This window comes from Acinetobacter soli (genome assembly GCF_018139125.1).
Classification (GTDB): domain Bacteria; phylum Pseudomonadota; class Gammaproteobacteria; order Pseudomonadales; family Moraxellaceae; genus Acinetobacter; species Acinetobacter soli.
The window spans coordinates 2,872,535-2,887,202 of sequence record NZ_CP073241.1 but is presented as its reverse complement, the minus strand read 5'-3'; the positions used below and the strand labels follow the sequence as shown (position 1 = coordinate 2,887,202).

The window sequence follows — 14,668 nt, the reverse complement described above, 5'->3', positions numbered from 1 at the left end:
GCCTTAGTGTTTTTGCTCAGAGGTCATAGGCAATGAAATGACTGCCGTTTGCGCAGCAGGTGGAGAGTACATGCGTAATTGGGTCACGGCACGTGAACCAATTTGCGCGGTTGCACCAAAAGTTTGTTGCTCAATCAGCAAGCGTCCCCACTCGGCATTCAGATCGTCTTTTTCACGCATGAAGCCGCTCAGTTCTCGATAATCGTGCCGATACTCAAACACCTGAAATACCACCATCAGCGCACTAACAAAAACCAGAATCACCATTGTGGCATATACCATCATTTTTTTTATCGGCAATGATCCTGCTTTGTCCACGTTGTCTTTTTTATCCATGCTCTGCCTTTATAATAAACGTTCAGCAACCCGAAGCCATGCACTACGCGAACGCGGATTGGCTTTTACTTCTTCTTCACTGGCCCGTATCCGGGAAATTTTCTTTAAACGACGCGTATCGATTTGCTGTTGCGGCATGCCCCAGCCAGAATCTTCTGCAATGGTCGATTCCTTTTGAATAAACTGCTTAATCAATCGATCTTCAAGCGAATGGAAACTAATCACTGCCAGACGGGCCTCAGGTTTGAGTAAATCGACCGCCTGTGGCAAAAACTGCTCGATATCTTCAAGCTCTTTATTAATGGCAATTCGAATCGCCTGAAAGGTGCGAGTGGCTGGGTGTTTATGTTTTTCCCACTTCGGATGTGCAGCTTTTACCAACTCCGCCAGTTGTGCTGTAGTTTCAAGTAAACCCGCTTGCTTAATGGCTCTGGCAATACGGCGGCTGTATCGTTCTTCGCCATACTGATAAATAATATTGGCTAACGCTTCTTCTTCAATATGCAGCAACCATTCTGCGGCGGTCTGACCCTGAGAGTTGTCCATACGCATATCGAGTGGACCGTCTTGCATAAAACTAAAACCACGTTCGGCCTGATCGAGCTGCGGAGAAGACACACCAAGATCTGCCATAATGCCATCGACATGCTCAATGCCCCGCTGGTTCAACTCGGTTTGAATATCGGCAAAACTGGCATGAATAATGTGAAAGCGTGAATCTTCTTGCTCAAGCTGGTGTGCCACCGCCAACGCTTGCGGGTCTTTGTCAAATCCGTAAACTTGCGCATCTGGGCCCAATTTGGAGAGCAATAAACGGGTATGACCGCCACGGCCAAAGGTGCCGTCAATATAAATTCCTGTGTCGCGATTGGCCAGTAAGGCATCTACAGTTTCATGAAGTAAGACAGAAATATGCGACATAGGTAAGGCGTCAGAAAAATGTTAAAAATTTAACTGCACATTATCACCTTGTTTGAGCAAAGCTCCAAATGTCTTTTTGTAGGGAAATATTACTTTTTATCGATAAATTCATTTAATTTTTCTTTTTTGTTTAGCTTTAAATCAATTACTTAGCATAGTCTGACTCAAACTGAAAGCAAGCAGATGAATTTTTGGCCTTTTACCCTCACTTCAACTGCTCAAACATTCAGCAGATACAACCTCCCTTCAGATCATGCGACATTACGGCTTTTCTGTATAAATCTGATCAAAGATGGCGCCATTCACAAAATGGGTCTTTTGCGCTTTGGCCCAGCCACCAAAGACGGCATCGATGGTAAATAATTTAATCTTGGGAAATTTCGCTGCATATTTTGCTGCAACCTGTGGATTACGCGGTCTAAAGTTGTATTTGGCTGCCAGTGTTTGCCCCGCAGGTGAATACAGATAGTTCAAATACGCTTTGGCCAGATTACGGTTTCCATCCTTATCGACCGTTTTATCGACAATCGCCACCGATGGCTCAGCCAAAATCGAAATTGAAGGATAAACAATTTCAAACTTATCTTTGCCAAGGCCCTGTGTCGCCAGCAGTGCTTCATTCTCCCAAGATAATAGAACATCACCAATGCCTCGTTCGGCAAAAGTAGTCAGCGAGCCACGCGCTCCCGAGTCGAGTACTTTGACATTTTGATACAAGGCCTTAACCAAAACACGGGCTTTGCTGTCATTACCTCCCGGTTGTTTCAGCGCATATCCCCATGCCGAGAGGTAAATCCAGCGTGGTGCTCCTCCAGTTTTTGGATTTGGCGTAATAATTTCCACGCCCGGTTTGGTCAGATCATTCCAGTCTTTAATGGCTTTAGGGTTACCTTTACGAACCAAAAATACAATGGTCGACGTATACGGCGCTGCATTGTTTGGAAATTGCTGCTGCCAGTTTTTCTTGATCAGACCGGCATTGACAATTTCGTCGATATCATTGGCCAAGGCCAAGGTCACCACATCGGCCTGTAAACCATCTATGACCGCTCGTGCCTGCTTTCCAGAGCCACCATGTGACTGTTTAAAATTAATCGCCTGCCCTGTTCGCGATTTCCAGAAGTATGAAAAGGCTTGGTTATATTCCTGATAAAATTCACGTGTAGGATCATAAGACACATTTAAAAAGTCTTTTGCTGCATGCGTTTGTACTGCACCCCACCCCAGCAATGCCACAAAAGACAACTTTAAAATATTTTTCATTGTTGTTCACCTTTACTATTTTTTGATAAGAAAAACCTCTTTAAAGCATAAACAAAGTTACAAACGAATAGTTATACGAAAAAATCAGTCTTCATCGCTATTTCTGCTATGCATAAATTTTCGGCTAAACTCATGTTTATCATCAGATTAAGTGTAGCCTGGCTTAACAAATAGGAATCATTCTTACAATCTTCATTGTTTGTCCATAGTTTTTCTAAATAATAGATTTGGAGCAGCGGAGTCTCTCTAGCGCACTAAAAGCTCACCAAGTTCTTTGTCTTTTTGTAAAAAATGTGACGTAGTTCAAATTTTATATTGATAAAACATGGTGAATTTGTACAATTAGTGCTACGTAAGATGGACGCTAAAAACAATTCATCGTTGTAATTTTGGGGAAATGAACATGCAGTTTGTTAAAATTTTGGGGCTCAGCTTGAGCTTAAGTATTCTAGCGCCTATGGGATTTGCTGCATCACTCGACAATAGTGCAGTCAAAACATCTGGAATCACCACTGCTCCGTCGCCTTTAATTGAAAAGGCGCTCAATCAGCAAAAACGCAATGTCTCGGCCTTAGGCAACGACAACGACCTGATCATGCTCAATAGTCTGCGCGTGACCGCATCTCAAAACTTTTTTGCGACGCAGCATCAGCGCTTTTCACGTTTTGTCCAGTCGCTCTTTCAACCACATAGCTCGTAATTTTCTAAACGTAGCCCCCACTACGTGATTCATCAAAAGCCTGATCTCTGACTAAAATTAATGGTCTAGATATCAGGCTTTTCCGTTATACTGTCTCTCAAATTTCATCTTGTTTTTTTAGGCCCTATGAAAGTTCGTACGCGTATTGCACCCTCTCCAACCGGTTTTCCCCATGTAGGTACAGCTTACATTGCTTTGTTTAATCTGTGCTTTGCCAAACAACATGGCGGTGAATTCATTTTACGTATTGAAGATACCGATCAGCTTCGTTCGACGCCAGAATCTGAGCAAATGATTTTGGATTCTTTGCGCTGGTTAGGATTAAACTGGTCTGAAGGGCCAGATGTGGGTGGCCCACATGCGCCGTATCGTCAATCTGAACGTATGGGAATTTATAAGCAATACGCACTGGATTTGGTTGAAAAAGGTCACGCGTTTTATTGCTTTGCAACCGCAGAAGAACTCGACCAAATGCGTGCCGAACAGCAGGCGCGTGGCGAAACCCCAAAATACGATGGTCGCGGACTCAAGCTTTCTGAAGAAGAAGTACAGCGCCGTCTGGCTGCGGGTGAACCCCATGTGATCCGTATGAAAGTACCTGAAGAGGGAATTTGTAAATTTAACGATTTACTACGTGGTGAAGTCGAAATCCCTTGGGCACAGGTCGATATGCAAGTCTTGCTCAAGACAGACGGTTTACCTACCTACCATTTGGCCAACGTGGTGGATGACCACCTCATGGAAATTACACACGTTTTGCGTGGTGAAGAGTGGTTACCGTCTGCGCCGAAGCATCAGTTGTTGTATCAATATTTTGGTTGGGAAATGCCAACGCTGTGCCATATGCCGTTGCTACGCAACCCAGACAAATCCAAACTTTCCAAGCGTAAAAACCCGACATCGATCAATTATTATCGCGATATTGGGGTATTGCCAGAAGCATTGCTGAACTACTTGGGCCGCATGGGCTGGTCTATGCCAGACGAGCGTGAAGTCTTCACGCTTCAAGACATGATTGAGCATTTTGATATTCAGCGTGTATCTTTAGGCGGTCCAATTTTTGATGTCGACAAATTAAACTGGCTCAATGGGCAATGGATCAAATCGCTTACACCGGGGCAATTGCTTGACCGCCTGCTCAACTGGAAAAATGATCGTGCGACGCTTGAAGATATTGCTGCTGCGATTCAGCCACGTATCAACTTGCTGTCTGAGGCAGTGAATTGGGCTGGTTTTTACTTTAATCATATGCCTACCATTACGGCAGAGATGTTTGAAAGCAAAAAACTAAGCAGTGAACAGGTTCGCCAAAGCTTGCAATTTGCAATCTGGCGCTTAGAAAGTCAGTTTACTTGGAACAACGAGACCGTGAGTCAGATTCTGATGGATCTTGCCAATCAAATGGACATCAAGCTGCGTGATTTCATGCCTGCGTTCTTTATTGCAATTGCCGGATCGACCAGCTCTACTCCAGTGATGCAATCGATGGTGACCTTAGGCCCGGATTTAACCTTCGCGCGCTTACGTCGTGCGCTTGAAATTGTAGGTGCACCGAGCAAAAAAGAGCTAAAAGTGTGGGAAAAACTCAATGAAAGCTTGAAATTGCCGAAAAATGAAGCAGTTGATCAATCTTAATTGATTTTATAGTTGACGGATGAGCGCAATCCCCCTAATATTGCGCTCACACAGACTGGGGTCATAGCTCAGTTGGTAGAGCGCTACAATGGCATTGTAGAGGTCAGCGGTTCGATCCCGCTTGGCTCCACCAAATCTCAGATTGTGTAGCCTCACAAGTCCCTATCGTCTAGAGGCCTAGGACATCGCCCTTTCACGGCGGTAACCGGGGTTCGAATCCCCGTAGGGACGCCAAATTCAAGAAAAGCCGCTGACTTACAGCGGCTTTTTTTATTTCTGATTTTGCTGACTCTTCGCTAAAATGAGAAAAAAGCCAGATGGAGATCCCATGCAATACCGTTGCCCCAAATGTCAAAGTGTAAAAATCATGCCGGTCAGTCAAGGCACCACCAGCGCACGCCCCGTGGTTCCTAAAAGTCTGGTGATTTTGCTGCCTTCTATTTTTATTCTGCTGTTACTGGTTCTGATCAGTTTAAGTATGTGGATTTTTGGAGATGGCACTGGCACCAACCTGCAAATTGCAACCGTGGTGGTTTTTGTGGTGGCTGCTGGTTCTGGTTTGATGTTTTGGCGAGATTTACCAGATTTTAAATTGTCGATGCAATCTTTTATGCAATCGCAAAAACACTGGAAATGCCGTGAATGTCATCACGAATGGCAAATCTAAGTCATCTGATGTGATATATTTAAAAAAACCATCTGTTAATGCAGATGGTTTTTTTCTGGGTGTGCATGAGTATGTGCATGTGCCACACATTCATCTTCTTCTATCTGTAAGGTAATTTCAGCAATGCCATGTTTGTGCGACAGCATTTCATAGGCCGCATGGTACAAAGCATTACGATCCGCAGTAGGTGCAAACAAATGAACCGTCAAATGAATGTTTTTAGAGGTAATGGCCCAAACCTTAAGCTGATGAATACTTTCAACTCCCTCTAAATTTAGTAAATCCTCTCGAAGCTGTTCCACATCAATTTCTTCAGGCACTCCTTCTAGCAAAATGTTGATGCTCTGACGCAGCAAAATCCATGTACGAGGCAAGACCCAAAAGCCAATCGCGACCGCAATAATGGTATCGACCCAATACCACTGGGTGAAGTAAATCACGATTGCCCCGATGATCACGCCAACCGATCCCAAAGCATCGCTGAGCACCTCAAGATAAGCGCCTTTCATATTCAGATTTTCAGTGGCACTCGACATCAAAATTTTCATCGAGATTAAATTAATGATCAAGCCGAGACTGGCCACAATCAACATGCCCATACTCTGGATTTCGGGAGGTTGGCTAAAGCGCTGATAGGCCTCGTACAAAATATAGATCGCCACCACAAACAACATTAAGGCGTTAAATAAGGCCGCCAAGATTTCAAAGCGCTGATAACCGAAGGTTCGTTTGTCATCTGCCGGGCGTTTGGCAATTTTGATGGCCACCAGTGCAATTGCGAGGGCAGCAGCATCGGTAAACATGTGCGCCGCATCGGACAACAACGCTAAACTTTGTGTAATGAAGCCAGCCACCACTTCGACGACTAAAAAAATACAGGTCAATACCAAGGCAAAGGTTAACTTTTTGGCATTGTCTTGTGTCACAACAGCATGACTATGGTCATGCCCGTGATGTGTCCCCATACTGAACTCCTTATTTTTGAATCGATGTGTTGTAAATAGACGCCTCTATGTACGTTTCAAAATAGTCAATCGAGTCTTCATGACATCATGATGTAACATGAAGACCCGTTACAGTGGTTTAATGATCGGTAGCAATTGCGTGTTTTTGTTCGCGTCGCTCATTCATCCAGCGATATACCACGGGTAAAATCAGCAAGGTGAGCAGCGTCGAGGATAAAATCCCGCCAATGACCACGGTTGCCAAAGGTCGCTGCACTTCTGCTCCTGTACCTGTGGCCAGTGCCATAGGAATAAAACCAAACGATGCCACACATGCTGTCATCAACACTGGGCGCAAGCGGAGAATCGCCCCGCGCCATGTGGCGCTATGCACATCCAGAGTCGAGCGCAACTCCTTAATAAAGGTCAGCATCACCAGCCCATTGAGCACGGCCACCCCCGAAAGTGCAATAAATCCGACACCTGCCGACATCGACAAGGGAAGATCACGAAGCCAAAGCGCCACAATACCGCCCGACAACGCAAATGGTACGCCACTAAAAACCAGCAAGCTTTCGCGCAGGTCGTGAAATACCGCCATGAGCAGAATAAAAATCATCAGCAAAGCCAGCGGAATCACGATTTGCATGCGTGCGGCGGCTGAAGCCAGATTTTCAAATTGCCCGCCATAACCCAGCCAGTAACCACTCGGCAATTTTTGCTGGGCTAAGCTTTGCTGCATCTCGGCCACAAAAGAGCCGAGATCTCGATCACGTACGTTGGCGGTCACAATGACACGGCGTTTGCCATTTTCACGGCTCACCTGTGAAAAGCCCAAAATCGTTTCTACTATGGCCACATCTTGTAATTGAATCAGGCCACCATTGGGCAATTGCAACGGCAGCATCGCCAGTTGCTGCGGGGTACGCAATTGATCATCTAGTCGAATGACAAAGTCGAAGCGTCGGTCTCCTTGTAAAATTTGTCCCACACTCGCGCCCCCGATACTGGTTGCCACCAGATCCTGAATGGCTTTGATCGAGAGTCCATATTGCGCGGCCAAGGCATGATCAATCTTCACATTGAGCAACGGCAAGCCATCCGTTTGCTCGACTTTGACCTCACTGGCGCCTGAAATGGTTTTAAGCTGCTGAGCGATTTTTTCTGCTTCACGATTCAGAACTTGCAGATCATCGCCAAACACCTTGACTCCGATATCACTACGTACGCCCGAGATCAGTTCGTTAAAACGTAATTCGATGGGCTGGGAAAACTCGCTATTATTGCCCGGTAGCTGTGCCACGGCATCCAACATACGAGCACGCAGTTCATCTATGGTTTCGGTTGAGTCTGGCCATTCTTTACGTGGTTTAAGCAAAATAACGGCATCTGAAATATTTGGTGGCATCACATCGGTGGCGACCTCTGCCGTGCCTGTTCGTGCAAAAATCGCTTTGATTTCTGGAAATTGCTTTAAAAGCTGTTGTTCAACCTGCGACTGAATTTTTAGTGATTCCTCAATTCCCGTGCTGGGTGCACGCATCAGTTGCAAGGCAAAATCCCCTTCACTGAGCTGTGGTGCAAATTCACTCCCCACTCGGGTCGATATCGCGGCTGTAATGAGTAAGATGCCAACCACACCGGTAAGCACCACACGGCGCCATGCATACGCCCAATCTAGCAACGCTGCATAAGCTCTTTTCAGTGCCAGCATCCAACGGCTTTCGGTTTCCTTCACTTCTCCAGTCACCCAAAGGGCAACAGCCGCGGGTACAAAGGTAATCGATAAAATCATGGCGCCTAAAAGTGCCAAGACCACCGCAATCGCCATAGGATGAAACATTTTTGCCTCAACACCAGACAATGCAAAAATGGGCAAGTACACCACCATAATAATGAATTGACCAAAAAGCAGCGGCCGACGAGCCTGTTTTGCTGCCAAAAAGACTTCTTTAAAACGCTCCTGACGGGTGAGTAAACGGCCTTGAAGCTGCTGTGCTTCGGCCAGTCGACGGATACAGTTTTCCACAATGACCACTGCACCATCGACAATGATGCCGAAATCAAGTGCGCCCAGACTCATCAGGTTGGCACTGATGTGCTGCTGTGCCATACCCGTTAGCGTAAATAGCATCGACAGCGGGATCACACACGCGGTAATCAATGCCGCCCGAAAATTACCCAGAAAAATAAACAGCACCACAATCACCAAAATGGCGCCTTCAATCAGGTTTTTGGCTACGGTCTGAATGGCCCGATCCACCAAGGTACTGCGGTTATAGACGGTTTCCAGTACCACACCCGCGGGTAGAGAGGTCTGGATTTGTGCCACTTTGGCATCGAGTGCCTGCGCCACGGTTTTGCTGTTTTCGCCCATCATCATCATGGCGATGCCGAGCACGGTTTCTTCGCCATTGTAGGTGGCGCCACCCGTACGCAGATCATGTCCGATCGAGACCTTTGCAACATCCGAGACACGTATTGGCAAGCCACTTTTGGTCTCTAGCGTAACATTTTCGATGTCTTGAATACTGCTTAACATACCCGGCACACGGACGGTGAGTTGCTGACCATTGTCCTCGATAAATCCTGCACCACGGTTCTCGTTATTGTCGGTCAGGGCTTGTTGCAGTGTCGTAAGGGAAAGATTAAGCTGCTGCAACCGATTTAAATCTGGCGATACAATATAGGTTTTATTGTATCCACCAATGCTATTAATTTCGGCGACTCCCGGCACACGCTGCAATTGCGGACGTACAATCCAGTCTTGAATTTCCCTAAGATCCATTGCTGTATAGGATGAGCCATCGGGCTTTTTGGCCTGAGGTTCAGCCTTGATCACCCACTGGTAAATTTCCCCCAACCCTGTCGAAATTGGCGACATTTGCGGATCGACGCTCGCTGGAAGTGCACTTTTTGCTTCCTGTAAACGCTGATTAATCAGCTGACGTGCCCAATAAATATCGGTTCCATCTTTAAAAATAATCGTGACTTGCGACAAACCATAGCGGGAAATCGAACGGGTTTGCTCCATGCTGGGCAATCCGGCCATGGCATTTTCAATGGGATAGGTAATCCGCTGCTCCACTTCGGTTGCAGTAAAACCATTGGCTTGTGAATTGATTTGAACTTGTACATTGGTGATATCGGGAACAGCGTCAATCGCCAGATTTTTGTAGCTGTAAATGCCGATACCGATCCATGCGACCATAAACAGCAACACCCAGATGGCATTCTGGATGGCGAACTGGATCAAACGATCGAAAAGCCCTTGTGCAGGCGGCAAGCTATCTGTGTGCTTAGTGTCCATGCTCAGCCTCGCCTTTTTCCAGTTCAGATTTCAAAACGAAGCTCCCCTCACGCACATACTGCTGCTGTTGGGTCAGCCCAGAAACAATTTCAACCCATGCACCATCGCTCGAGTAGCGACCAGTTTGTACAGGCTTTGGCTCAAAGCGCAGCCCTTTTTTGTCTTGAGAGACCACAAACACCACCGACTGGCCTTCTCGTTGCTGAACCGCACGCTTGTCTACACGTAAAACAGGTGCAGCATGAGGTGTTTCGAGCAGCACATTAACCATCAAATTCGGACGCAGTTCTTTGGCCGCAGTCAGCACCTTGCCACGTACTTGCAGACGGCCAGTGTCTTGATCGGCCTGTGCGGTTAAGCTCTGAATTTGTGCCTCAAACTCATGTTGGGTTTGCAAGGAAATAAATTTTATTTTTTGACCTGGTTGCATGGCGACTGTGCTGCTATTGGGCAAAATAAACTCCAGCCATAATTGATCGAGCTGATCAATGACAAATAAAGGTTTACCTGTCGCGACTTGCTCGCCCACCACAATATCTTTGCTGCTGATGGTGCCACTCAGCGGCGCACGCACAGCGTATCGGCCTTGACTTCCTGCGCTGGCCCCGTAGGCCGAAAGCCGCTGTGTCGCCGCCTGAACCTGAATTTGTGCCTGACGATAGGCATTGTATGCACGCTGATAGTCCTGACGTGCAGACACGCCTTGATTCATCAGTTGCTTCTCACGTTGATAGTCTTGCGCTGCAAGATTGAGTGCTTCACGTGCAAGACTTAAATTGGCCTGTTGATCAATCAACTCGGGAACAAACAGTGTCGCCAAGACTTGCCCTTTTTTAACCGACTGTCCAAGACTGACATTCACTTGCTCGACTTGCGCCATAAAAGATGCTCCCACATGCGCCTGCGCATCGGTATTGATCACCAGTTTGGCCGGATGGCGAGTTTGTTGCTGAATTTCGCCCAAACGCACACGATCGGTCACAATGCCAAATTGCTGAAGCTGCTGGGCTGTAAAGATCAGTTCTGGCTGCTCTTCTTGATGCGCCTCTGTGGCTTTTTCTTGATGTGCTTCATGACCGGATTCTTCAGTCTTAGCCTCTTGCGCCTCTGCATGTGCATGCTCAGCTTCACCCCCATTCATAGCACTCGATTTTTTGCCGGAAAATAACAATATGCCTGCCACGACCAGACTGATGATCAATACCAGCACCACCCAAAACCACTGCGATTTTTTTGTTAACATTAGTTTGCTCCATTACCAGTATTGAGGCTTTGCGTGTCTTGCCAGAGGGTGTACTGGAGTTGTTCCAAGGCATCGGCCGACATAATCGTATCGGGTGAAATCCCGAGTGTGCGTGCTTCAAGTTGCAGCGTGCTTTGCCATGCCTGTTTCAAAAGTTGATTTTTTTTAATCTGTTGCTCATGCAATTGCAAAGCGGCTTGCTGCACATCGGTTATGCTGAATTTTCCCGCTTGAAAACCAAGTAGCATTTTGTCGAGTACCTCGACTGAGAGCGGGATCTGCTGTTTTTGCATCAACTGATATTGCGTATTTAACCCTGTTAACTCGGTTTGAAGTCGCTTGAGCTGATTGAGGTTTTGCTGCGCATAAAAACGCTGCTGCTGATCTAACAGTTGCTGCTTGGCGGCATAGCCCTGCAAGGCATACTGCTGCCGGTCAATCAGATTCAGTGGAATTTCAACAGCGGCACGGATTTGATTATCACGTCCGCTCATGCCTGCCTGCTTGCTCTGTACCACTCCAAGCGTGACGGTCGGATTGGGCCGACGCTGTGCTTTTAAATAATCTATTTCTAAACGCTGCTGCTCGGCCTGCAACTGCATGGCTCGTGTATATAGGTTGGGTTTCGCATCGAAAGAAGTACTTGTAGCCGGCCAGATCGCTGCGGTGTCATCTGCCACCTGATAGTTCGTGATTGACTCTCCCCAAAGTGCCGCCATTTTTTGTTTGGCCAGATTTAAGCCAAGTTCACTTTCTTGAAAGGCACGTTGATTTTCAACATGATTCATCAGACTCCGATCAAAATCGACCTGTGCGATACTGCCCGCTTTATAGCGTAAACGCGCAGCATCCAGAATTTTTTGGCTACTGCTGAGTTGCTTGAGCAAAATGGCATGCTGCTGATCAGCCACCACCACCTCGGCATAGGCAGCTTTAACAATCAGTTTCAGCTGCGCATCGAATAACATTTGTCGATGATTGACCTGTTGCACCTGTATCTGTGCCAATCGCGTTGCGGCGCGGCGTTCACCAAATAGATCCAGTTTTTGACTAATCCCAAACTCAAGCTCTTGATCATCGCCAGATTGAAAACCGGTCTGTTGCACAGTCACATTTGGATTAGACCAGAGCTGGCTTTGCCGAACGGCAGCATGGGCTATTTTTTGCTGGGCCTCCCAAATGGGAATATGCGTCTGATAGCGTTGAACTTTTGCTAAAATCTCGGCGTAATGAAGAGCAGATGATGTGGTTTGAACAGCTCTAGATTGATCTGGCGATGTATATTGCGCTGCATATACTGGGGGTGAAACCCATAATGCGCCAAGCAATATCCCGCCAAGCATCAATGAAGCACCATGCGTATCCACGCGCAATACGCACGGTGAAGAAAGAAAAATAGACATAAAATAACCCTATGAAATAGTTAATATTTCTGGTGGGTTGTTTTGGCTACCCCACCAATAGCGGGGTTAAAATAGGCGGCGGGTTCGGGTGAAATAAATGCGGCGACTGATACGCGTTTGCCCAGCTATAATGCTGCTGAATCAGCTGACCCAAACGTAATGGCTCTGTGGCAGATTGCTGCTCAGCAATAGACAATACGTGTAAACAGGTGGGTAAATGATCGTGATGATCCTGAAACACCGCAGGATTTGACGCTGTAGATACGCTGGATGAATGTGCAGCGTGTGACTCTGCCAATGGCGCATGATGACCAAAATGATACGCCACCGTTGCAGTGGTCGATTCGTGTGCACAAAACGCGGCCGCCACATTCCAAAAAGTTTGGAACATGAACAAACTCATCAAGACGGTTATCCAAACAGTCGAGCGCTTCATACAAAGCCATCATTTAAAATCGTGCCAAGTATAGCAACGCTGTGGCATGTAATAAAATTACTTTTACCCACACATGCCGATATAAAAAAACCAGCCCGTAGGCTGGTTTTTCATGCAGGAATTAACCTGTAATTTTTTTGTATTTGCTGCGCTTTTGCACTGCATCATCACCTAAGCGAGACTGACGGTACGCTTCGTATTCTGCATAGTTACCTGTGTAGAATTCTGGCTGTTCATTCTCAAATGACAAGATGTGCGTTGCAATACGGTCGAGGAACCAACGGTCATGCGAGACCACCATTACAGTGCCCGGGAACACCAGAATGGCATCTTCAAGCGCACGTAAGGTTTCAATATCCAAGTCGTTTGATGGTTCATCCAGCAAAATAACGTTGGCACCCATTTGCAAGATTTTTGCCAGTTGTAAACGGTTACGCTCACCACCAGACAATTCACCTACACGTTTTTGCTGATCTTGGCCTTTAAAGTTAAAGCGACCAATATAAGCACGCGATGCAATTTCGTAATCACCAATTTTTAAGATATCCAAACCGCCAGAAACTTCTTCCCATACGGTTTTGTTGTTATCTAAGGTGTCACGAATCTGACCTACATACGCCACTTTCACTGATTCGCCCAGTGTGACCGTACCGGTATCAGGCTGCTGCTCGCCAGTCATCATACGGAATAAGGTGGTTTTACCTGCACCGTTTGGACCCACGATACCAACGATTGCCGTTGGCGGAACGGTAAAGGTCAGGTTTTCATAAAGCAAACGGCCATCAAATGATTTGCTGATGCCTTCAACCTCAACCACTTTGTTACCCAAACGCGGGCCAGGTGGAATATAGATTTCAGAGGTTTCATTTCGTTGTTGGAATTCTTTCGAGTTCAGCTCTTCAAAACGCTCCATACGCGCTTTGTTTTTCTTTTGCTGACCTTTAGCATTCGAACGAACCCATTCAAGCTCTTTCTTCAAGGCTTTGGCAAATGATTCTTCTTGCTTTTGTTCCTGCTCTAAACGCGCATTCTTTTGTTCTAACCAAGAGGTATAGTTACCTTGGTATGGAATACCATGCCCACGGTCAAGCTCCAAAATCCACTCGGCGACGTTATCGAGGAAATAACGGTCGTGCGTAATCGCCACGATGGTGCCCGGGAAATCTTTCAAGAAACGCTCTAACCAAGACACCGATTCGGCATCCAAATGGTTCGTTGGTTCGTCAAGAAGCAACATGTCTGGCTTCGACAACAGTAAACGGCACAGTGCAACACGGCGGCGCTCACCACCAGAAAGCAAAGAGACATCGGCATCCCATGCTGGAAGATTCAAGGCATTTGCCGCAATTTCCAACTGGTTGTCGAGGTTATGTGCATCCCACGTTTGAATAATTGCTTCAAGCTTTTCTTGCTCTTTGGCCAATTTGTCAAAGTCGGCATCTGGATCTGCATATTCAGCAAAAACCTGATCAAGGCGCTCAAGCGCATCGAGGGCTTCACGCACGCCATCTTCAACGTTGCCACGCACGTCTTTATTTGGATCTAGCGGTGGTTCCTGCTCGAGGTAACCAATTTTGATGCCCGGCTGTGCACGTGCTTCACCTGAGAAATCTTTGTCTACGCCCGCCATAATACGAAGCAAGGTCGATTTACCTGCCCCGTTTAAGCCGAGCACACCGATTTTGGCACCCGGAAAAAATGATAAAGAGATATCCTTGAGGATTTCGCGCTTTGGCGGAACCATCTTGGACACTCGGTTCATCGTGTAAATATATTGGGCCACTTAGGACTCCTCAATTGAAAAACCAAC

12 protein-coding genes and 2 tRNA genes are annotated in these 14,668 nt (G+C 46.6%); 5 read left to right on the top strand and 9 right to left on the bottom strand.

Annotated elements, in window-relative coordinates; all coding sequences use genetic code 11:
• Positions 1-3 precede the first annotated feature (3 nt).
• From ftsL to KCV09_RS13245, 3 genes are all read right to left on the bottom strand, one after another.
• Positions 4-285 (bottom strand): cell division protein FtsL, encoded by a 282-nt coding sequence (gene ftsL / locus KCV09_RS13255; protein WP_307888367.1) that lies wholly within the window; start codon positions 283-285, stop codon positions 4-6.
• Between the two features lie 60 nt (positions 286-345).
• Complete coding sequence (gene rsmH / locus KCV09_RS13250; RefSeq protein ID WP_212515260.1) at positions 346-1,257, bottom strand: 16S rRNA (cytosine(1402)-N(4))-methyltransferase RsmH; 912 nt, start codon at positions 1,255-1,257, stop codon at positions 346-348.
• A 261-nt stretch (positions 1,258-1,518) separates the two neighbouring features.
• On the bottom strand, positions 1,519-2,520 hold the full coding sequence (locus tag KCV09_RS13245) for a sulfate ABC transporter substrate-binding protein (RefSeq protein WP_212515259.1): 1,002 nt from the start codon (positions 2,518-2,520) through the stop codon (positions 1,519-1,521).
• 403 nt (positions 2,521-2,923) lie between these two features.
• On the opposite strand from KCV09_RS13245, the gene KCV09_RS13240 reads away from it, so the two are divergent.
• From KCV09_RS13240 to KCV09_RS13220, 5 genes are all read left to right on the top strand, one after another.
• The gene (locus KCV09_RS13240) at positions 2,924-3,220 is read left to right on the top strand and encodes a hypothetical protein (RefSeq protein WP_004934193.1); all 297 of its coding nucleotides are present in this window, start codon (positions 2,924-2,926) and stop codon (positions 3,218-3,220) included.
• A 126-nt stretch (positions 3,221-3,346) separates the two neighbouring features.
• Entirely contained in the window at positions 3,347-4,855 is a 1,509-nt protein-coding gene (gltX, locus tag KCV09_RS13235; RefSeq protein WP_004934191.1) for a glutamate--tRNA ligase, read from the top strand.
• A 57-nt stretch (positions 4,856-4,912) separates the two neighbouring features.
• Positions 4,913-4,988, top strand: a tRNA-Ala gene (locus KCV09_RS13230).
• Positions 4,989-5,013: 25 nt separating this feature from the next.
• Positions 5,014-5,089, top strand: a tRNA-Glu gene (locus tag KCV09_RS13225).
• A 94-nt stretch (positions 5,090-5,183) separates the two neighbouring features.
• Positions 5,184-5,522, top strand: a complete 339-nt coding sequence (locus KCV09_RS13220) for a hypothetical protein (RefSeq protein WP_212515258.1) — start codon at positions 5,184-5,186, stop codon at positions 5,520-5,522.
• A gap of 35 nt (positions 5,523-5,557) precedes the next feature.
• Here the strand turns inward: KCV09_RS13220 and KCV09_RS13215 are convergent, their stop codons facing one another.
• From KCV09_RS13215 to ettA, 6 genes are all read right to left on the bottom strand, one after another.
• On the bottom strand, positions 5,558-6,487 hold the full coding sequence (locus KCV09_RS13215) for a cation diffusion facilitator family transporter (RefSeq protein ID WP_004934186.1): 930 nt from the start codon (positions 6,485-6,487) through the stop codon (positions 5,558-5,560).
• Positions 6,488-6,605: 118 nt separating this feature from the next.
• Positions 6,606-9,776 carry an efflux RND transporter permease subunit gene (locus tag KCV09_RS13210; RefSeq protein WP_212515257.1) on the bottom strand — a complete coding sequence of 1,057 codons (3,171 nt, stop codon included), beginning with the start codon at positions 9,774-9,776 and terminating at the stop codon, positions 6,606-6,608.
• Positions 9,766-11,019 carry an efflux RND transporter periplasmic adaptor subunit gene (locus KCV09_RS13205; RefSeq protein ID WP_212515256.1) on the bottom strand — a complete coding sequence of 418 codons (1,254 nt, stop codon included), beginning with the start codon at positions 11,017-11,019 and terminating at the stop codon, positions 9,766-9,768. The genes KCV09_RS13210 and KCV09_RS13205 overlap by 11 nt, the downstream gene beginning before the upstream one ends.
• Entirely contained in the window at positions 11,019-12,422 is a 1,404-nt protein-coding gene (locus KCV09_RS13200) for a TolC family protein (protein WP_212515255.1), read from the bottom strand. The genes KCV09_RS13205 and KCV09_RS13200 overlap by 1 nt, the downstream gene beginning before the upstream one ends.
• A gap of 46 nt (positions 12,423-12,468) precedes the next feature.
• Positions 12,469-12,858, bottom strand: a complete 390-nt coding sequence (locus KCV09_RS13195; protein WP_212515254.1) for a cation efflux protein, CzcI-like — start codon at positions 12,856-12,858, stop codon at positions 12,469-12,471.
• Positions 12,859-12,979: 121 nt separating this feature from the next.
• Positions 12,980-14,641, bottom strand: a complete 1,662-nt coding sequence (gene ettA, locus KCV09_RS13190; RefSeq protein ID WP_025094646.1) for an energy-dependent translational throttle protein EttA — start codon at positions 14,639-14,641, stop codon at positions 12,980-12,982.
• Positions 14,642-14,668 lie beyond the last annotated feature (27 nt).

What these genes read in the sequence shown, in the direction of transcription:
- ftsL (WP_307888367.1), bottom strand. Translation starts at nt 285, where the DNA reads ATGATGGTATATGCCACAATGGTGATTCTGGTTTTTGTTAGTGCGCTG.
- rsmH (WP_212515260.1), bottom strand. Translation starts at nt 1,257, where the DNA reads ATGTCGCATATTTCTGTCTTACTTCATGAAACTGTAGATGCCTTACTG.
- KCV09_RS13245 (WP_212515259.1), bottom strand. Translation starts at nt 2,520, where the DNA reads ATGAAAAATATTTTAAAGTTGTCTTTTGTGGCATTGCTGGGGTGGGGT.
- KCV09_RS13240 (WP_004934193.1), top strand. Translation starts at nt 2,924, where the DNA reads ATGCAGTTTGTTAAAATTTTGGGGCTCAGCTTGAGCTTAAGTATTCTA.
- gltX (WP_004934191.1), top strand. Translation starts at nt 3,347, where the DNA reads ATGAAAGTTCGTACGCGTATTGCACCCTCTCCAACCGGTTTTCCCCAT.
- KCV09_RS13220 (WP_212515258.1), top strand. Translation starts at nt 5,184, where the DNA reads ATGCAATACCGTTGCCCCAAATGTCAAAGTGTAAAAATCATGCCGGTC.
- KCV09_RS13215 (WP_004934186.1), bottom strand. Translation starts at nt 6,487, where the DNA reads ATGGGGACACATCACGGGCATGACCATAGTCATGCTGTTGTGACACAA.
- KCV09_RS13210 (WP_212515257.1), bottom strand. Translation starts at nt 9,776, where the DNA reads ATGGACACTAAGCACACAGATAGCTTGCCGCCTGCACAAGGGCTTTTC.
- KCV09_RS13205 (WP_212515256.1), bottom strand. Translation starts at nt 11,019, where the DNA reads ATGTTAACAAAAAAATCGCAGTGGTTTTGGGTGGTGCTGGTATTGATC.
- KCV09_RS13200 (WP_212515255.1), bottom strand. Translation starts at nt 12,422, where the DNA reads ATGTCTATTTTTCTTTCTTCACCGTGCGTATTGCGCGTGGATACGCAT.
- KCV09_RS13195 (WP_212515254.1), bottom strand. Translation starts at nt 12,858, where the DNA reads ATGAAGCGCTCGACTGTTTGGATAACCGTCTTGATGAGTTTGTTCATG.